This is a genomic window from Variovorax rhizosphaerae (genome assembly GCF_037889975.1).
Lineage (GTDB): Bacteria > Pseudomonadota > Gammaproteobacteria > Burkholderiales > Burkholderiaceae_C > Variovorax > Variovorax rhizosphaerae.
On sequence record NZ_JBBKZT010000009.1, the window covers coordinates 1 to 18,667 of the forward strand.

Below are 18,667 nucleotides of genomic sequence, written 5' to 3' on the forward strand. Positions count from 1 at the left end.
GGTTCGTCATGGCTTGTTTCCTTTGGGTTTCAGTTGGTATGGACGTATCTTCCCGCTGAAGGCGTAGTCGGCAAAAGCTAGAACCGGTCGATAGTTGGAGTGGATGCTCTACAAGGGGCGTGGCCCTTGCAGGTCAATGGCGGCCGATGGACGCGCCGACGCCCAGCACGGTACCGCAGGGCAGGGCAGGGCACGGCACGGCACGGCACGGCACGGCACGGCACGGCGCAGCACGGCATGCGCGCCGCGCCCGTGTCCTCTCAAAGCATCCGCGAAATCTTCCGCGCCGCCTCCAGCAGCGCCGGCAGCATCGTGTCCTGCATCACCTTGGCGCTGGTGCGGTTCGCCTGTCCGCTGATGTTGAGCGCGGCAACGGCGCGGCCCGCACGGTTGACGATGGGCGCGGCGATCGAGACCAGCCCCTCTTCCAGTTCCTGGTTCACCAGGCACCAGCGCTGGCGCCGCGCCTGCGCGACCTTGGCGAGCAGGGCGTCGATGTCGGTCACCGTGTGCTTGGTGAGCGGCTGCGGCGCCGACGCTTCGAGCCGCGCGCGCAATTCATCGTCGCCCAGTTCAGCCAGCAACAGGCGGCCCATCGACGTGCAGTAGGCCGGCAGGCGCGAGCCCACGCCCAGGCTGATGCTCATGATCTTGTGGGTGGGCACGCGCATCACGTAGATGATGTCCGTCGCGTCCAGCACCGCCGCCGAGCACGACTCCTGCACCTCCTGCACCAGCGCCTCCATCACAGGCTCGGCGCGGTTCCAGATCGGCATCGACGAGAGGTAGGCAAAGCCGAGGTCGAGGATGCGCGGCGTCAGCGCGAAGTGCTTGCCGTCCGACTCGACATAGCCCAAGGTCTGCAAGGTGAGCAGGATGCGCCGCGCGCCCGCACGCGTGAGGCCGCTCGCCGCCGCGACCTCGCTGAGCGTCTGCCGCGGCGCACGGGCGCTGAAGGAGCGGATCACCTCCAGCCCGCGCGCAAAGGACTGCACGTAGGTGTCGCCCGGCTTGGGTGGGGCCTCGTCAGATGTATGGATTTGTATCGGGGTGGTTGCCATGCTGGATTAATCCTCCTAGAATTCATTATAAGAACAAACGTTCGATATGCGAACAACATGACGAACAAAGTAGCGATCAAGTTGAAGGCAACCATCGCAACGATCTGTTCAGTGATTTCCCCGAATCCCCCAACTGGAGACAAGCTCACATGATCAACAAGATCGCGCGCTCGGTTGCCGACGCGATGGCCGACATCAAGGACGGCTCCACCGTCCTCATCGGCGGCTTCGGCACCGCCGGCATTCCCAACGAACTGATCGATGGCCTCATCGAGCAGGGCGCCAGGGACCTGACCGTCGTCAACAACAACGCCGGCAACGCCGAGGTGGGCCTGGCCGCACTGCTGAAGGCCGGCCGCGTGCGCAAGATCATCTGCAGCTTCCCGCGGCAGGCCGACAGCCAGGTGTTCGACGGCCTCTACCGCGCCGGCAAGCTGGAACTGGAACTGGTGCCGCAAGGCAATTTGGCCGAGCGCATCCGCGCGGCCGGGGCCGGCATCGGCGGGTTCTTCTGCCCGACCGGCTACGGCACACAACTCTCGGGTGACCGCGAGACGCGCGTCATCGGCGGCGTCCACTACGTCCTCGAATACCCGATCCATGGCGACGTGGCGCTCATCAAGGCCGAGCGCGGCGACCGCTGGGGCAACCTGGTCTACCGCAAGGCGGCGCGCAACTTCGGCCCGGTGATGGCCATGGCGGCGAAGAAGACCATCGCCACCGTGCATGAGATCGCCGAGCTTGGCACGCTCGACCCCGAAACCATCGTGACGCCCGGCATCTTCGTCCACCAGGTGGTTCAAATCGAACGCGTGGCGACGCAAGCCGGCGGTTTCAAGAAGGCAGCATGATCATGAGCTACACCCGTCGCACCAAGGACCAACTCGCCGCCCGCGTCGCGCAGGACATCTTCGACGGCGCCGTCGTCAACCTCGGCATCGGCCAGCCCACGCTGGTCGCCAACCATCTGCCGGAAGGCCGCGAGGTCATCCTGCAGAGCGAGAACGGCATCCTCGGCATGGGCCCCGCGCCCAAGGCCGGCGAGGAAGATTACGACCTGATCAACGCCGGCAAGCAGCCCGTCACGCTGCTGCCGGGCGGCTCGTTCTTCCACCATGCCGACAGCTTCGCGATGATGCGCGGCGGCCATCTCGACATCTGCGTGCTCGGCGCCTTTCAGGTCTCGGCCACCGGCGACCTGGCCAACTGGCACACCGGCGAGAAGGACGCGATCCCCGCCGTCGGCGGTGCGATGGACCTGGCCATCGGCGCCAAGCAGACCTGGGTCATGATGGACCTGCTGACCAAGCAGGGCGCAAGCAAGCTGGTCAAGCAATGCACCTATCCGCTGACCGGCATCGGCTGCGTCAAGCGCGTGTATTCCGACCTGGCCACGCTCGAGTGCACGCCCGAAGGACTGAAGCTGGTCGACAAGGTCGATGGCCTGGAACACGCAGAACTTGAGAAGCTGGTCGGCCTGCCGATCGCACAATAGCCACGGCCGCGAAAAACAGCCGAGCAGCCAACACGGGCATCCGGCCGCGAAGGTTCCGCAAAGGACGCGAAAGAGCTCCAGATTTCTTTCCGGGTTTTCCTTTGCGTCCTTCGCGAAACCTTCGCGTCCTCTGCGCCCGGTACCCGCATTTCATTTCACCTTAGAAGAGACAACAAATGACCACCCAAGCCTTCATCTGTGACGCCATCCGCACCCCCTTCGGCCGCTATGGCGGCGCGCTCTCCAGCGTGCGTGCCGACGACCTCGGCGCGGTGCCGATCAAGGCGCTCATGGCGCGCAACCCGAACGTCGACTGGCAGGCCGTCAGCGATGTGATCTACGGCTGCGCCAACCAGGCTGGCGAAGACAACCGCAACGTGGCGCGCATGTCGGCGCTGCTCGCAGGCCTGCCGCTGGAAGTGGGCGGCACCACCATCAACCGCCTGTGCGGCTCCAGCCTCGACACGCTGGGCACCGCGGCCCGCGCCATCAAGTCCGGCGAGGCCGGCCTGATGATCGCCGGCGGCGTGGAAAGCATGAGCCGCGCGCCCTTCGTCATGCCCAAGGCCGAGTCGGCTTTCGGCCGGGCCAACGCGGTGTACGACACCACCATCGGCTGGCGCTTCGTCAACAAGAAGATGAAGGAAGCCTACGGCGTCGACTCGATGCCCGAGACGGCCGAGAACGTCGCTACCGACTACAAGATCGAGCGAGAGGCGCAGGACCGCATGGCGCTGGCCTCGCAGCAGCGGGCCGTGGCTTCGCAGAAGTCCGGCTTCTTCGATGCCGAGATCACGCCCGTCAGCGTGGCCCAGAAGAAGGGCGACCCGATCATCGTCAGCAAGGACGAGCATCCCCGTGACACCACGATGGAAGCGCTGGCCAAGCTCAAGGGCGTGGTGCGGCCCGACGGCACGGTCACCGCCGGCAATGCCAGCGGCGTGAACGACGGCGCCTGCGCGATCCTGCTGGCCGACGAAGCCAGCGCCGCCAAGTACGGCCTCACGCCGCGCGCCCGCGTGGTCGGCATGGCCACCGCCGGCGTCGCGCCGCGCGTGATGGGCATCGGCCCGGCGCCGGCTTCGCAGAAGGTGCTGGCGCTGACCGGCCTCACGCTCGACCAGATCGACGTCATCGAACTCAACGAAGCCTTCGCGGCGCAAGGCCTTGCCGTGCTGCGCATGCTGGGCCTGAAGGACGACGATGCCCGCGTCAACATCAACGGCGGCGCCATAGCGCTGGGTCACCCGCTCGGCGCCAGCGGTGCGCGCCTCGCGACCACCGCGGTCAATCAACTGCACAAGCAGGGCGGCCGCTACGCGCTGTGCACGATGTGCATCGGCGTCGGCCAGGGCATCGCGGTGATCCTCGAACGCGTGTGATGCCGCGGGGCCGCCGATCCACTGCGGCCCGACGTCATGCGGATCAGGCCAGGGCCTTCGTCAGCTTGAGCAGCAGGTCGAGCAGCGGAATCTGCAGGCTTGCCACCACGATGAAGGGCAGCGCGATCGGGGCGAGGATGTCCCACAGCGACTTGATGGTGATCGGCGCCACCCGCATCTTCGAGACGGCCTCGTAGAGCCCCGCGGCGTCGGCCGAGACGCCGATGCCGGGCGCTTCCACGATCGGCTCGTCTTCCACCGCCTCGTGCAGGATCCAGCGCCGGTGCAGCAGGCGACCCTGCTCGCCCACGAGCGCTGCATAGGCCGGCAGCGCATGCGCGCGCGCGGCGTGCAGGGCGGGCGCCAAGGCGATCAGCGGCAACAGCAGGAACAGCATCCACAGTCCGACGAACAGCAGCGCGGGCAACTGGAACGTGTCGAGCTTGGCACCATGCACGACGATTTCATGGGCCCAATGCGACGAGATCGTGGCCGACAGCACGAAGGTCACGAGGGCGAACCCACGCGGCAGCTTCGCCACGAAGCCCATGCCGGCGCTGCGGTCGGGGTGCGATGGCACCAGCGACAGGTTCAATCGGCCGATGCGCCAGAAGCACCAGCTGACCAGCAGGATCCGCCACACCCATGCCGCCACGAGGGCGATGAAGATCGGCCGCACCACCCACACGAACCACCAGCCGCCAAATCCGAGCGAACCATCGACATCGAGCGCCCAGTTCAGCGCATCGTCCTTGAACGAAGGATGGACGGTGGCCGACCAGGCCAGCGAAGCGCCGAGCACGATGATCCACGGCATGGATGCGTCGCGCAGCTGGCGCAGCTCGGCAATGAGGCGGTCGAAGGGCGAGTCCGGTGCGCTGGATGCGATGCCGCTCAGATGGAACTGGCGCACCAGCTTCTGCATCATCTTCTGCAACGGACCTTCGGCAATGATCAGCAAGGGAATCGCCAGCAGGCAGCGCACGTGCACGCCGTAGTGCTGCAGCAGCGATTCGCTGGGGTCGATATTCCCGAGGCGGCGGCTGGTGGTCGTCCAGATGACGATGGGCAACCAGCTCAGCAATGCGAAGAACACGGCACGCCGCACGGTACCCAGCCCGTCGGGCGGAACGAGCCGCAGCCGACGCAGCCAACGAAGGGGCAATTCGTTGTCGATCGGTGCGAACGTCGCGTCGGAACTTGGAGTCGGCATCGTCATCCTCATTCGATGATGTTGGCCTCCCGCGATGACTATAAGCGTGCCTTGCGCGCGCCAGAAGTCCCCTGACATAAGCAAAAAAAGCGCCCGAAGGCGCTTTGGGCTGTCTCAGGCGAATGCGCGATCAGCGCTTCGCGCCCTTCGCCAGTTGCCGCTGGCGTTGCACCGAGTGGTGCTGGCCGTAGCCGAAGTAGATGGCCAGGCCGATGGCGAGCCACACGATCAGACGCAGCCAGGTGTCGCCCGGCAGTGCGCTCATCAGCACCAGGCAGAAGATGATGCCCAGCACCGGGATGATCGGCACGCCGGGAACGCGGAACGGACGATACGTTTCCTTTTCGCTCTTGCGCAGGTAGATCACCGCGCCGCACACCAGGATGAAGGCGAACAGCGTGCCGATGCTCACCATTTCGCCCAGGATGTGGATCGGCACCAGGCCAGCCACGATCGCGCAGATGGTGCCGATGAAGATCTGGCTCTTGTGCGGCGTGCCGTGCTTGGGGTGCAGCTGGGAGAAGAACTTGGGCAGCAGGCCGTCGTTGGCGATCGTGTAGAAGATCCGGCTCTGGCCGTACAGCAGCACCAGGATCACGGTGGTCAGGCCGGCGAGTGCGCCGAACTTGATGAGCAGCGACAGCCAGGGCTTGCCGATGACGTCCACGCCCAGGGCGATCGGGTCCGGCACGTTCAGCTTGGTGTAGGGCACCAGGCCGGTCAGCACGGCGGCCACGGCCACGTACAGCGCGGTACAGATGATCAGCGAACCCAGGATGCCGATGGGCATGTCGCGCTGCGGGTTCTTGGCCTCCTGCGCCGCGGTCGACACGGCGTCGAAGCCGATGAACGCGAAGAACACCACCGAGGAACCGCGCAGCACGCCGCTCCAGCCGAAGTGGCCGAATTCACCCGTGTTGGCGGGAATGAACGGTGTCCAGTTGTCCTGGTTGACGTAGGCAATGCCGAAGCCGATGAAGGCCACCACGACGATCAGCTTGATCGCGACCATCACGTTGTTCAGGCTGGCCGATTCCTTGGTGCCGCGGATCAGCAGGACGGTCAGCGCCATGATGATGAGTGCGGCCGGCAGGTTGAACAGCGCCGTGATGGTCGAGCCATCCTTCAAGGTGACCGAGCCGGGCGAATGCATCAGGTGCGCCGGCAGATTGATGCCGAACTGGCTCAACAGACTGCCCAGGTAGCCCGACCAGCCCACCGCCACGGTGGCGGCGCCCATCGCGTACTCGAGCACAAGGTCCCAGCCGATGATCCATGCGGCCAGTTCACCCAAGGTGGCGTAGGTGTAGGTGTATGAACTTCCGCTGACCGGGATCAGCGCCGCCAGTTCGGCGTAGCAAAGTCCGACGAAGGCGCAGGCGAACCCGGCCAGGATGAAGGACATCATGATGCCGGGCCCTGCGTACTGCGCGGCCGCGGTGCCGGTCAGGACGAAGATGCCGGCGCCGATGATGGCGCCGACCCCGATGGCTGTGATGCTGAAAGCGCCGAGTGATTTGGGCAGCGTGTGGCTCCCCTCCCCGCCCGCGACGATGTCGGCCACGCTTTTGCGCGCCGTGTACTGGCTGTTTGCCATTTTTCGTGTCTCCCTGTTTTTGTGGATGAGGCGCCGCGGAGGTCCCCGGTGGCGCCCGCGCGGAAGTTAGCACACGCCCCTCGAATTGACGAGTACCCATGCGCGTTCAGGAAACGTTCATTCGACAATCCGTCGTTTGAATGACGAAAGAAGGTGCAATCTGCGCATGGCGGCATGCGGATAACGCATCGCGCCGCGCCCGCCCGCGCAGGCGGCGATTCGGGTCAATCAACGACGGTGTGCATTTTCCTGCCGGGCGCCGTGACGGCCACCGGACGCATCGCGCCCTGCAGCCGCGACACCTCGTCCGTGTATTCAGGGCCAAAGCGCAGCCTGATGTAGCGCGCGTTGCGGCGCTGCGCTTCGGCGCTGTCGGGGTTGTACTCATTGCGCGTCGTGTAGCCGGTGAGGCCGGCGCGCATCGCCATGGTGGTGTCGGCCTTCACCTCCGCGCGCTGCGTGTCTCCGACGTGGACATCTGCGGAAGCTGCGGTGCTGGCCCAGGCCTCCGGCGCGGCTTGCCCCTGCGACAGGAAGTTGTTCAGCGCGGCCACGACATCGGCCCGCACCACCGCGCCTCCAATGGTCGAGACAGCCGGTCCGGTCCATTGCTCCGCGGGCACGGTCTGGCCCGATGCAGCCGTGCTGCCTGCCACGAGCGTGGCCGAAAGTGCGATTTGCGTGGCATTCATGGTGGCGCTTCCTTCAATGGCAGCATGCGGACTGCGGGATCGCATCCGCGACGCGGCAGTGTGGAGCCGGTGGGGCGGGCGCTGATGTGCGCTGGCGCACACATTTGCGCTGCGCGAGGCTCGGCGCGCAGAATGGCAAGCCCACCGATGCCCATGGACCCACCGCTTCGCTCCAGCCTGGCCCTGCGCTCGCTGCCACTGTTCGCGGGCCTGGCCGACGCGCGGCTCGAGCAACTGGCGCTGCAATGCCGGTGGCACCACCTGCCGGCGCACCAACCCCTGCTGTTGCGCGCGGATCCGGCGTGCGAGGTTTACTTCCTGCTCTCTGGACGGCTGCGCGTGACCAGCTACTCGGCGGGCGGCAAGCAGGTGAGCTTCAGGGATTCGGTGAAGGGCGACTGGTTCGGCGACATGGCCGCCATCGACGGCGAGCCGCGCTCGGCCGATGTCGTCACGCTGGAGGCCAGCACGGTTGCCAGCCTGGGCAGCGCGGAGTTCATGGCGCTGTTGCGCGAAGAGCCCCTCGTGGCGGAGCGCGAGATGCGGCACCTTGCGGGGCTGGTCCGGCAACTGTCGCAACGCGTGATCGAGTTGAGCACCCTCGGCGTGCAGAACCGGCTGCACGCCGAGCTGTTGCGCATGGCGCGCGCGGAAGGGGTCGTCGACAACGTCGCGCGGCTCGACCCCGCGCCGTTGCACGAGGCGCTGGCCAGCCGCATCAGCACCCAGCGCGAGCAGGTCACGCGGGAACTGGCCCAGCTCACACGCGATGGCCTGGTCGAGAAGGACGGCAAGGCCATGGTGCTGCGCGACGTGGAGCGCCTGAGCCGCATGGTGGCGCAGGTGAGCGGGGCGGCGTAGTTACTTGCCGAGCGCCAGCTTGCCCACGGTGTCGACGTAGAACGCGTTCTCGCGTTCCAGCGTCACGCGGAACTTGTCGCCGTCCTCGTTGACCAGGCCAAGGTACTGGCGCTTGAAGAAATCGCGGTATCCCGGGTCCTGCGCGGCCTTGTCAACGACCTTGCGCAGGGTGGCCATCACCTCGGGCGGCGTGCCCTTGGGGGCGGCCAGTGCGCGCCAGGTGCCCAGTTGCAGGTCGATGTTGCGTTCCTTGAAGGTCGGCACCTGGTCGAAGTCCTTCAGGCGCTTGTCGGACATCACGGCCAGCATCTTGAGCTTGCCGCCTTGCACATGCACGCCGACCTCGCCGGTGGTGGCGAAGGTGGCGTCCACCTGGCCGCCCAACAGGCCGATGACAGCCGGGCCGGCGCCAATGTAGGGGACGTTGTTGAACTCGATGTTGGCCTTCTTCTCGAGCGCGATCGCGGCCAGGTGATAGGTGGCGCCGACACCGGAGTTGGAGACGGTGGTCTTGCCGGGCTGGCTCTTCACATGGGCGAGGAATTGTTCGAGCGTGGTCCAGGGCGCATCGGCCTTGACGACCAGCGCGATCGGATCGGCGTTGATGCGGGCGACGTAGTTGAAGTCCTGCCATTGCGTCTTGCCGATGCCCTGCAGGTAGGCGAGCGAGACCTCGGGGGTGACCAGGGTGAGCTTGTAGCCGTCGGGCTTGGCGTTGGCGCCTTCGGTGTGGCCTATGGAGCCGGAGGCGCCGGGGCGGTTGACCACGATGATCGGCTGCGGCAGGTTGCGTCCGGCCACATCGGCAAAGGCGCGGGCCACGGCATCGCTGCCGCCACCGACCGCCCACGGAACGATGAGTTCGATGGGGCGTGTGGGGTAGTCGGCGGCATGGCTGGTGATGGCGAATGCGAGCAGGCCGGTGGCGCAGAGCGTGCGGCGGGTGAACTTGGGCAGTGCGTCGAGGATGCGGGGGCTCATGTGTTCTCTCCTGGGATAGGGGTGGTGACAGTGGCGAGGTGGGAAGACTGGAGGCCGAAGAAGCGGGTGACCAGTGCGGCCTGGTTCTCGAGCAGGTGCCTGCCGAGGTGGATTCGGTGTCCGCGCGCCTCGGCGGCGAGCAGCAGCGGTGTGCGCTCCGGCTTCATGATCAGGTCGGCGACGATGGCGTCCGGTCGCAGTGCGTAGATCGGGAAGGGGAGTGGGTCGCCTTCGGCCATGCCGCAGGGCGTGCAGTTGATGGCGAGGTCGTGATCGGTGTTGGCGGGGCCGCCTTCGCTGACTTGCAGTGGGGGGTGGATCGCGCGCAACTGTTGGGCGAGTTCATGCTGGCGCTGCGGATCCGAGTCGACCAGCTGGATGGCGGCAATGCCTGCGCCGGCCAGGGCGTGCGCGACGGCCTTGCCGGCGCCACCGCAGCCCGTGAGGAACACGCGTTGGTCCGCGCATTGAATGCCTTGCGCCTGCAGGCCGGCCACGAAGCCGGCGCCGTCGTACATCTCGCCCTGCCAGCGCCCGTCCGGGAGTCGGCGCATGCAATTGGCCGCGCCGACCGCCTGCGCGTGGTCGCCCAGCAGGTCGAGGTGTTCCAGGATGGCCACCTTGTGCGGAACCGTGACGACGATGCCGTCGAGGTTGGCAAGGGCCTTCAGGCCCGCGATGGCGACGGATAGCTGTGCCGCCGGAACCTGCAAGGGAACCAGCACGGCGTTGGCGCCGAGTTCGGTGAACAGCCGGTTGAAGAGCGCCGGTGACTTGGCCTGCGCGATCGGGTCGCCAATGATCGCGAACAGGCGCGTGTCGCCGGCGATGGGCGGATTGCCGGACGTCATGCGAGGGCCTCGCTGCGGTGGAGCGGCACGAACGCGCGCGCCGCGGAGGAATCGATCAGGGCCTCGATCAGGCAGTGCACCGCGAGGCCGGCCGCGCCGTCTGCCGCTGGCGCCCGGCGCTCGCGGATGGCGTCCACGAAGTCGGCAATGAGGGCGCGGTGCGGGGCGTGTCCGAAGGCCATGGGATCGGCGCCGGAACCCGTGGCAGAGGCTTCGCCGCAACGCGCCTCGCGGCCGTCCATCCATTGCACGCGCAGTTCGCCGCCACCGAGCGTGGCGCTGCCGAGCGTGCCGCCCAGTTCGATGCGCTCGGCAAAGCCGGGGAATGCGGCGGTGGTGGCCACCAAGCTTGCCAACATGCCGTTGCGCATGCGCAGCGTGCCGCAGACCAGGTCCTCGCATTCCATGCGATGCGCCGCGCTGGTCGTGCACAGCGCAGCGACTTCGTCGACGGGCCCGGCAAGGTCGAGGAACAGGTCGAGGGTGTGGATCGCCTGCGTCAACAACACGCCGCCGCCGTCTCGTGCGAGCGTGCCGCGGCCGGGTACGTTGTAGTAGCTTTGCGGCCGCCACCAGCGCACGTCGATGAGCGCGTGGGTCAGCGTGCCCAGTGCGCCGTCGAGCAACAGTTGCTTGAGCTGGCGGAAGGCCGGCCGCATGCGGTGCTGGAAGACGACGCCGAGCGTGACACCGTGTGCGCGGCATACGTCGACCACGGCGCGGGCGCGGGGCGTGTCGATGTCCAGCGGCTTTTCGAGCAGCACATGGATGCCACGCGCTGCCAGGCGCTCGACGATCTCCAGGTGCGTGTGCGGCGGTGTGAGAACGAGCGCCGCGCCGACGCCGGGGTCTGCGAGCACATCGTCAATCGACGTGGTGGCGCGGGCGCCGGCGAACATCGCGGCCTGTTCGCTGGCGCGCTCGTGGTTGCGGCCGACGATCCATGCGACATCGACGCGGTCGGCGAGGTCGGCCAGGCTGTCGCGGTGCGGCGCCCACGCGAGGCCGGTGCCGAACACCGCGATTCTCAGTTTGCTTTGCATGCGCGTCGCGCTCTCTGAAATGACTTCTTCACCACAGGCCTCTTGAAGGCGGGATGTCGCCTTTTGCCGCGAGTGTACTAACTGGTTAGTTACTTGAAGATGGGGATTACCCGTAGGCTTGCGCGCCCGCGATCTCGGCTTGCGACTTCGTGCGTGGTGCGGGAGTCAGCGATCTGCGGTGGAGATGGCGTCCCAGCTCAGCCCGTGTTTTGCCAGGTACTTGCGCAGGCGGTCTGCGTCGTTGATGACACTGCGCTGGGTGCGCGAGGCGTGGAAAAGCTGGCGGCCTGCGTCGGAGAGCGTGCGCGCTTGTCGGCAGATGCGCAGCACGGCTTCCAGCTGAAGTCGGTCGAACAGGTCCAGCGCCGCGTTGCGCTCGGGGCTGAGCAGGGCGGCGAGGTCGATATAGTCCGCGCCGCGGGACGATGCGGCGCTGCGTTGCCAGAGCCAGCGCAGGCGTGCAATCTCCGCTTCCACGAGCGCGACGGTGATGCGGCCGCCATCGGCGAGCGTCGCCAGCCGGGTTACGCTGGCGCTCAGGTCGCGGAAGTTGCCGCTCCACGGTGCGTCCGCGCTTTGCGCAAAGCGCAGGTAGGCCGCGCGCGCCTCGGCGTTGAACCGCACGGCGCGATTGGCTTCACTCGCGTGGAGCATCAGCATGTGCTCGATGTTGGGCTCGATGTCTTCGGGGCGTTGCGCCAGGCCGGGGAGCGAATAGGTCCACAAGTTGATGCGGGCGAACAGGTCGTCGCGGAATCGCCCTTCGGCCACCTCGTGGCGCAGGTCGCGGTTGCTGCCGGCGATCAACTGGAAATCACTGGCCACCTCGCGGTCGGCGCCCATCGGGAAGAAGCGCTTCTCCTCGATCGCCTTCAACAGCATCGCCTGCTCGTCGAGGCCCAGTTCACCGATTTCGTCGAGGAACAGCACGCCTTCATGCGCGGTGCGCAGCAGCCCCGCGCGCTCGGCGGCGGCGCCGGTGAACGCACCCTTCCGGTGGCCGAACAGCGTCGATGCCGCACCGTCGCCACGCAAGGTCGCGCAATTGACCTCCACGAAGCTGCCCGAAGTCACCTGACGCCGTGCCTTCTTCAACTCGAACATGCGCCGCGCGAGGAATGACTTTCCGGCGCCGGTCGGCCCGACCAGCAGGATCGGCGCGCGCGAGCGCACGGCCACATGCTCGATCTCCTCGATGAGCGCGTTGAAGCGTGCGTTGCGCGTGGCAATGCCGCTCTTGAGGAACGCCACGGCGTCGTGCTGCTCGGCGTCGAAGCGCTTGGCAATCGCGTCGTAGCGCGACAGGTCGAGGTCGATCAGCGCGATGCTGCCCGGATCGCCCTGGCGCTGCCGCCGCGCGGGGGCAGTCTGCGCCAGCACACCGGGAATGAAGCGCGACTCCGCCAGCAGGAACATGCAGATCTGCGCGACATGCGTGCCCGTGGTGATGTGCGCCCAGTACTCCTCGCGCTCCGTGTCGAAGGCATAGCCGCGCGCCCAGTCGTACAAGCGCGTGTAGACCTCGCCGAAGTCCCATGGGTCGGCCATGTCGAGCACGACGATGTTGACGGTCGTCTCGGGCGACACGGTCGCGATGTCGGACCGGACCAGTTCCGCGAGCGCGGTGTGCGCCCGTGTGCAGATCAGTTCCAGCCGGGCAATGACCTTGTCTTCGTGCTGCGTCAGGGCTACCGTCGGTCGCCACTTGGACCATCGGCCCGCGCCCTGGCCGGAATCGAGTTGGGTGCCGAGGAAGCCGATGACGACGATGGGTTTCATCTTCTGATGGATAAAGTACTAGCGATTATTCTAGTTATCGCTCATGCGGATAGCGCGATGGCGGCAGTCGATTTGGCGAAAAGTCCTTGCCAATCAATGGGTTGCAAGAATCGGAAGACGGGTTGGCGCCGCTGGCACACTCTTCGCAATACCAAGGCAAGCGTCGTGTGGCGTGAGTCGGGGGAAGGCGCACGAGGGGGTGCCTTCCCCGAACGGCCCGACGAGGGATAAGACATGGAAACCATCAAGAACTACAAGCTGCATGAAGTCAAGCACGGCGTCCCCGTGAAGATGTGGACCCGCGGCGTGCCCGTGGAAGCGGAGGCACAAAAGCAACTCGAGAACGCGGCCCGCCTCCCAATCGTGTTCAAGCACATCGCGGCGATGCCCGACGTGCACTACGGCATCGGCGCCACCGTCGGCTCAGTGATCCCGACCTTCAAGGCCATCATCCCCGCCGCGGTCGGCGTGGACATCGGCTGCGGGATGATGGCGTGCAAGACCACGCTCAACGCGCGTGACCTGCCGGACAACCTGGGCCCGCTGCGCTCGGCCATCGAGCGCGCCGTGCCGCATGGTTCCAACCCCAAGCGCATGGGCCGCGACAAGGGCTCGTGGGAAACGCCGCCCAATGAAACGGACGCGGCATGGGCGAAGCTCGTCGACGAGTTCGATGTGATCTGCGAGGACTATCCGCGCCTGAAGAACACCAACAACCACAAGCACCTGGGAACGCTGGGGACAGGAAACCACTTCATCGAGGTGTGCCTGGACGAAGCAGGTGCGGTGTGGTTCATGCTGCACTCGGGTTCACGCGGCGTGGGCAATGCCATCGGCACGCACTTCATCGAACTGGCGAAGAAGGATGCCGAACAGCACCAGCGCAACCTGCCCGATCAGGACCTGTCGTACTTCGAGGAAGGCTCGCAGTACTTCGGCGACTATGTGCGTGCGGTGGGCTGGGCGCAGAAGTTCGCGCGCGCCAATCGCGAGGTGATGATGCAGCGTGTGGTCGCGGCCGTGCGCAAGGTCATTGCCAAGCCTTTCGAGGCGCATGTGGAGGCGGTGAACTGCCACCACAACTACGTGAGCCGCGAGACGCACTTCGGCGAGGACGTGCTCGTCACCCGCAAGGGCGCGGTGAGCGCGAAGGCCGGTGAACTGGGGATCATCCCCGGCAGCATGGGCGCGCGCAGCTTCATCGTGCGCGGCAAGGGCAACCCGGAAAGCTTCATGAGCTGCAGCCACGGCGCGGGCCGCACGATGAGCCGCACCAAGGCGAAGAAGATGTTCACCACCGCCGACCAGATCGCCGCGACCGAAGGCGTCGAATGCCGCAAGGACGCCGACGTGATCGACGAGATCCCGATGGCCTACAAGGACATTGATGCGGTGATGGAAGCGCAGAAGGACCTGGTGGAGGTGGTCTACACGCTCAAGCAGGTGGTGTGCGTGAAGGGCTGAGCACGCGATGCTGACGCTGACTTTCCTCGGAACCTCTTCCGGCGTACCGACGCGGCAACGCAACGTGACCAGCCTCGCCGTGCAGACGGTGGCGGGTCACGACTGGTTCCTGGTCGACGTCGGTGAAGGCACGCAGCATCAGCTGCAGCAGACCCGGTTGTCGCTGCACGAGCTTGCGGTCATCTGCATCACGCATGTGCACGGGGACCATTGCTACGGCCTGCCGGGCTTGCTCGCGAGCGCCGGCATGGCAGGGCGCAAGAAAGCGCTGACGCTGATCGCGCCGCAAGCGGTGTGGGACTGGCTGAACGCGACGCGCGCCTGTACGGACCTGCACCTGCCGTTCGAAGTGACGCACGTCGACATCGCCTCTGATGCAACGCCGCTATGGGAATCCGCAGGGGTGCGCATCGGCGCACACGCGCTGAGCCATCGCGTGCCGAGTCATGCCGTGAGCGTGCAGGTGGAAACGCGCCGCATCAAACTCGATGCCGATGCGTTGCGCGCGATGGGCCTGCCGTCCGGCCCGATGTGGAAGGCGCTGCAGGAAGGCCAGGACGTCAGCTTCGAGGGCCGCATGCTGCGCAGCGCCGACGTCGCGACGCACCAGACACAACAGGTGCGCGCGGTCATCGGTGGTGACAACGCCGACGTTTCGCTGCTCGCCGAAGCGTGCCATGGCGCGCAAGTGCTGGTGCACGAGGCCACCTACACGCAAGCCGTGCTGGACAAGGTCGGCCCCGGCCCGATGCACAGCTCGGCGAAACAAGTGGCTGCGTTCGCGCGGGCCGCGGCGTTGCCGAACCTGGTGCTCACGCACTTCAGCGCGCGCTATCACAACCCTGCGGGGCTGGTCGAACTGGAGGCGGAGGCGCGGTCGCAATACGGCGGAGGCCTCTGGCTCGCCAACGACTTCGATGTGTTCGAGTTGGACGCGGACGGTGTGCTGAACAAGAAACAAGAACAAGCAGAGCAGAAGAACAAATGATCGAACTCGACGGCTCCCAAGGCGAGGGCGGCGGCCAGATCCTGCGCACCGGACTCGCGCTCTCCATGGTCACCGGCCAGCCGCTGCGCATCGCGCGCATTCGTGCCAAGCGCCCCAAGCCCGGCCTGATGCGCCAGCACCTGGCCTGCGTGCTCGCGGCGGCTGAAGTGAGCGGTGCGCAAATGGAAGGCGCTGAACTCGGCGCGGAGACGCTGTGCTTCACGCCTGGCCCGGTGCGCGCGGGCGACTACCGCTTCTCCATTGCCAGCGCCGGCAGTTGCCTGCTGGTGCTGCAGACCGTGCTGCCGGCGCTGCTGCTGGCCAATGCGCCCAGCACCCTGCGCCTGAGCGGCGGCACGCACAACCCGATGGCGCCGCCGTTCCATTTTTTGCAGCGGGCCTACGCGCCGCTGGTGCGTCGCATGGGTGCGGACCTGCAGCTCACGCTGCGTCGCTGCGGCTTCTATCCGGCGGGCGGCGGCGAGGTCGAGGCGTCGATCCATCCGGCTGCGGCCGGCCTGCAGCCTTTCGACCTGCTGGCACGCGGCGCACCGGTCGCGGCATTCGCCGAATGCCTGTCGCCTGGGCTCGCGCGCAACATCGCGCGCCGCGAACTCGATGTCATGGCCGCGGCCATGGGCTGGGCGGGCGACCAACTGCGCGTGTGTGAGCAGCGCCAGAACGAAGGCCCCGGCAACGCGCTGATGGCGACGCTCGAATACGAGCAGGTCACCGAGGTGTTCTGTTCGCTGGGCGAGCGCGGCGTGAGTGCGGAGGAGGTAGCGCGTCGGCTCGTGGTGGAGGCGCGTGGCTACCAGGCGAGCGGTGCCGCGGTGGGCGCGCATCTCGCTGACCAGCTTGCGCTGTTGATGGGGCTGGCGGTGTGGCAGTCGGGGCACGGCGCGGCCTTCACCTGCAGCGAGTTGACCGAGCACACGCGCACCAACTGCTCGGTGATCGAGCGCTTCCTGCCGGTGCGCTTTGCGCTGGAACTGGAGGGTTCGCAACTTGTCGTGAAGGCAGAGAAGGTCTCGACGACATGAGCTGAGTCGGGCCGGCAGGCTGCAACGCGCATGTGAAAATCGTCCGCTTGCAGTTCGCTCCCATCTCCGACCCCCATTTCTACGCCGCCGCCGTGCCGGCCGTGTTGTTGCTCGGCATCAGCAAGAGCGGCTTCGGGGCGGGCTTCGGCTCGCTGGCCGTGCCGATGATGGCGCTGGCTGTCACCGTGCCTGAAGCCGCCGCGATCCTGATGCCGGTGCTGCTGTTGATGGACCTGCTCGGCCTTGCCGCGTTCCGCCGCGACTTCGATCGACGCCTGCTCGGCTTCCTGATCCCCTTCGGGCTGGTCGGCACGGTGATCGGCGCCATGCTGTTTCGCACGCTGACGCCGCACACGGTCGCGGGCATCGTCGGGGTGTTCACGCTGCTGTTCCTGGCGCAGCGATTGCTGTTCCCGCCCAAGGCCGACTCGGCACCGCCGTCCCGCTTGGCGGGCGGCGTGTTGACGACGATCTCGGGTTTCACCAGCTTCATCGCGCATGCGGGCGGGCCGCCGGTCAATGCCTATGTGATTCCGCTGCGGCTCAAGCCCGTGGAATTCGCGGCGACGATGGCGTACTTTTTCTTCGTCGTGAACCTGAGCAAATGGGTGCCCTACGCCTGGCTCGGCCTGCTCGACTGGCGCAACATGGCGACCTCGGTGGTGCTGCTGCCGCTGGCGCCCTTCGGCGTGTGGATGGGGGTCCGCATCGCGCGTCGCATCAGTGCGACCTGGTTCTATCGCATGCTGTACCTGGGCATGCTGTTGACCGGGATCAAGCTGGTGTGGGATGGTTTCATTGCATGACTGGGCCCACCCCCGAATGCGCCTGCGGCGCTCCCCCTCGAGGGGGCGCACCCAGCGGCCCGGCAAAGCCGGTTCCGCGGGTGCCCACGAACGGGCATGGCTTGCCCGCCTCGCAACACAGCTTCATCACGGCATACAGACATGACTACTTCATCCAACCGCCTCACCATCCTCACCGGCGCCTCGCGCGGGCTCGGGCGCGCGATGGCGCAACAACTGCTGCAACCGGGCGCGACGCTGGTCTGCATTTCTCGCCACGGCGATGCCGCGCTGGCCGAAGCGGCCCGGGCTGCGGGCGTCGTGCTGGAGCAGTGGCAGCAGGACCTGGCCAATTCGGTCGTTGCCGCTGAACGGCTGGCGGCCTGGTTGCAAGCGATCGAGCCGTCGCGCTTCGCGCGCGCGACGCTGATCAACAACGCCGGCACCGTCGGCCATCCCCGGCCACTGGGCGACAGCGTCATTGCTGAAATCGCGCAGGCGCTGCGCGTCGGCCTCGGTGCGCCGGTGATGCTGACGAGCGCCTTCCTCGGCGGGACGCGCGACTGGCCGGGCCGGCGCGAAGTGCTCAACATCTCCTCGGGCCTGGGCCGCAACGCGATGGCGAGCCAGGCACCGTACTGCGCGGCCAAGGCCGGCATGGATCACTTCTCGCGCGCCGTGGCGCTGGAGGAGGCGATGCGACCGAACGGCGCACGTATCGTGTCGCTGGCGCCCGGCGTGATCGACACCGACATGCAGGTCACGCTGCGCAGCACCGGCGCCGATGAGTTCCCTGATCGCGAGCGCTTCGTGCAATTGAAGGCGCAAGGCCTGCTGGACTCGCCCGAGACGGCTGCCGCGAAGGTGCTGGGCTACCTTGATCGGGCGGACTTCGGCAGCAAGCCTGTGGCGGACGTTCGCGACGCTTGAACGCGCCTGCGGAGGGTCAGAGATAGACCTTCTGCAACAACTTGATCAACGTCTCCCGCTCGCGCGCCGTCAGCTTCGCACTCGCATCCAGCTCCAGTTGCGTCACGGTCTGCTCGGCTTCACGCACGAGCTTCCTGCCGGGGGCGGTCAGGTGCAGGCCGACGGCGCGGCCATCGGTGGGATGCGGTCGGCGCTCGATGAGGCCGCGGCTGTCCATCGCGGCCACCAGGCTCACCAGGTTGGGCGGCAGGATGTCGAGGGTGGCGCAGAGCTGGCGCGAGGTGGCGCCGGGGTTGTGCGCGAGCAGGGACAGCACCGAGAAATCCACCTGCTTGAGCCCGTACACGGCCATGCGCTCGGCGAACACGGAACTGATGACGCTCCACGCGCGGCGGGTGTTGTAGCCGACCAGGGATTCGAGGACGCGCGTGTCCAGTCGGTCAGGACGCGCGGCGGTGGCGGGGGCGGGTTCGGAAGGAGATGTGCGTGTCGTCGGCATCCC

General features: G+C 66.9%; 18 protein-coding genes. 9 read left to right on the forward strand and 9 right to left on the reverse strand.

The window, feature by feature from the left end:
* Nucleotides 1-260: 260 nt before the first annotated feature.
* Nucleotides 261-1,061: an IclR family transcriptional regulator gene (locus WKW82_RS19500; RefSeq protein WP_340343993.1), complete on the reverse strand. Its 801-nt coding sequence runs from the start codon at nt 1,059-1,061 to the stop codon at nt 261-263.
* Between the two features lie 149 nt (nt 1,062-1,210).
* On the opposite strand from WKW82_RS19500, the gene WKW82_RS19505 reads away from it, so the two are divergent.
* The 3 genes from WKW82_RS19505 to pcaF all read left to right on the forward strand — a co-directional run bounded on the left by WKW82_RS19505 (nt 1,211) and on the right by pcaF (nt 3,938).
* On the forward strand, nt 1,211-1,912 hold the full coding sequence (locus WKW82_RS19505; protein ID WP_340343995.1) for a 3-oxoacid CoA-transferase subunit A: 702 nt from the start codon (nt 1,211-1,213) through the stop codon (nt 1,910-1,912).
* A gap of 2 nt (nt 1,913-1,914) precedes the next feature.
* Nucleotides 1,915-2,556 carry a 3-oxoacid CoA-transferase subunit B gene (locus tag WKW82_RS19510; RefSeq protein WP_340343996.1) on the forward strand — a complete coding sequence of 214 codons (642 nt, stop codon included), beginning with the start codon at nt 1,915-1,917 and terminating at the stop codon, nt 2,554-2,556.
* A 176-nt stretch (nt 2,557-2,732) separates the two neighbouring features.
* Nucleotides 2,733-3,938 (forward strand): 3-oxoadipyl-CoA thiolase, encoded by a 1,206-nt coding sequence (pcaF, locus tag WKW82_RS19515; protein ID WP_340343997.1) that lies wholly within the window; start codon nt 2,733-2,735, stop codon nt 3,936-3,938.
* A gap of 43 nt (nt 3,939-3,981) precedes the next feature.
* Here the strand turns inward: pcaF and WKW82_RS19520 are convergent, their stop codons facing one another.
* From WKW82_RS19520 to WKW82_RS19530, 3 genes are all read right to left on the reverse strand, one after another.
* Nucleotides 3,982-5,151, reverse strand: coding sequence for a hypothetical protein (locus WKW82_RS19520; RefSeq protein WP_340343998.1), 1,170 nt, complete (start codon nt 5,149-5,151; stop codon nt 3,982-3,984).
* A 130-nt stretch (nt 5,152-5,281) separates the two neighbouring features.
* Nucleotides 5,282-6,748 carry an amino acid permease gene (locus WKW82_RS19525; RefSeq protein WP_340343999.1) on the reverse strand — a complete coding sequence of 489 codons (1,467 nt, stop codon included), beginning with the start codon at nt 6,746-6,748 and terminating at the stop codon, nt 5,282-5,284.
* 224 nt (nt 6,749-6,972) lie between these two features.
* Nucleotides 6,973-7,440 (reverse strand): hypothetical protein, encoded by a 468-nt coding sequence (locus WKW82_RS19530; protein WP_340344000.1) that lies wholly within the window; start codon nt 7,438-7,440, stop codon nt 6,973-6,975.
* Between the two features lie 132 nt (nt 7,441-7,572).
* Here WKW82_RS19530 and WKW82_RS19535 point away from each other — a divergent pair, with 132 nt between their 5' ends.
* The gene (locus WKW82_RS19535; protein ID WP_422823528.1) at nt 7,573-8,301 is read left to right on the forward strand and encodes a Crp/Fnr family transcriptional regulator; all 729 of its coding nucleotides are present in this window, start codon (nt 7,573-7,575) and stop codon (nt 8,299-8,301) included.
* Here WKW82_RS19535 and WKW82_RS19540 read toward each other — a convergent pair whose 3' ends face one another.
* The 4 genes from WKW82_RS19540 to rtcR all read right to left on the reverse strand — a co-directional run bounded on the left by WKW82_RS19540 (nt 8,302) and on the right by rtcR (nt 12,955).
* Nucleotides 8,302-9,282 carry a tripartite tricarboxylate transporter substrate binding protein gene (locus WKW82_RS19540; RefSeq protein WP_340344002.1) on the reverse strand — a complete coding sequence of 327 codons (981 nt, stop codon included), beginning with the start codon at nt 9,280-9,282 and terminating at the stop codon, nt 8,302-8,304.
* On the reverse strand, nt 9,279-10,133 hold the full coding sequence (locus WKW82_RS19545; RefSeq protein WP_340344003.1) for a shikimate dehydrogenase family protein: 855 nt from the start codon (nt 10,131-10,133) through the stop codon (nt 9,279-9,281). The genes WKW82_RS19540 and WKW82_RS19545 overlap by 4 nt, the downstream gene beginning before the upstream one ends.
* On the reverse strand, nt 10,130-11,176 hold the full coding sequence (locus WKW82_RS19550) for a Gfo/Idh/MocA family protein (protein WP_340344004.1): 1,047 nt from the start codon (nt 11,174-11,176) through the stop codon (nt 10,130-10,132). The genes WKW82_RS19545 and WKW82_RS19550 overlap by 4 nt, the downstream gene beginning before the upstream one ends.
* A gap of 165 nt (nt 11,177-11,341) precedes the next feature.
* Entirely contained in the window at nt 11,342-12,955 is a 1,614-nt protein-coding gene (gene rtcR / locus WKW82_RS19555) for an RNA repair transcriptional activator RtcR (protein ID WP_340344005.1), read from the reverse strand.
* 234 nt (nt 12,956-13,189) lie between these two features.
* On the opposite strand from rtcR, the gene WKW82_RS19560 reads away from it, so the two are divergent.
* The 5 genes from WKW82_RS19560 to WKW82_RS19580 all read left to right on the forward strand — a co-directional run bounded on the left by WKW82_RS19560 (nt 13,190) and on the right by WKW82_RS19580 (nt 18,165).
* A complete protein-coding gene (locus WKW82_RS19560; RefSeq protein ID WP_340344006.1) occupies nt 13,190-14,419 on the forward strand; it encodes an RtcB family protein in 1,230 nt (409 codons plus the stop codon).
* A gap of 7 nt (nt 14,420-14,426) precedes the next feature.
* Entirely contained in the window at nt 14,427-15,407 is a 981-nt protein-coding gene (locus WKW82_RS19565) for a ribonuclease Z (protein ID WP_340344007.1), read from the forward strand.
* Nucleotides 15,404-16,450 carry an RNA 3'-terminal phosphate cyclase gene (gene rtcA, locus WKW82_RS19570; RefSeq protein ID WP_340344008.1) on the forward strand — a complete coding sequence of 349 codons (1,047 nt, stop codon included), beginning with the start codon at nt 15,404-15,406 and terminating at the stop codon, nt 16,448-16,450. Before WKW82_RS19565 ends, rtcA begins: the two co-directional genes overlap by 4 nt.
* A 47-nt stretch (nt 16,451-16,497) precedes the next feature.
* Nucleotides 16,498-17,256: a sulfite exporter TauE/SafE family protein gene (locus WKW82_RS19575; protein WP_340344009.1), complete on the forward strand. Its 759-nt coding sequence runs from the start codon at nt 16,498-16,500 to the stop codon at nt 17,254-17,256.
* Nucleotides 17,257-17,397: 141 nt separating this feature from the next.
* The gene (locus WKW82_RS19580; RefSeq protein WP_340344010.1) at nt 17,398-18,165 is read left to right on the forward strand and encodes an SDR family NAD(P)-dependent oxidoreductase; all 768 of its coding nucleotides are present in this window, start codon (nt 17,398-17,400) and stop codon (nt 18,163-18,165) included.
* A gap of 16 nt (nt 18,166-18,181) precedes the next feature.
* On the opposite strand, the gene WKW82_RS19585 is transcribed toward WKW82_RS19580, so the two are convergent.
* On the reverse strand, nt 18,182-18,664 hold the full coding sequence (locus WKW82_RS19585) for a MarR family winged helix-turn-helix transcriptional regulator (RefSeq protein WP_340344011.1): 483 nt from the start codon (nt 18,662-18,664) through the stop codon (nt 18,182-18,184).
* Between the last annotated feature and the right edge of the window lie 3 nt (nt 18,665-18,667).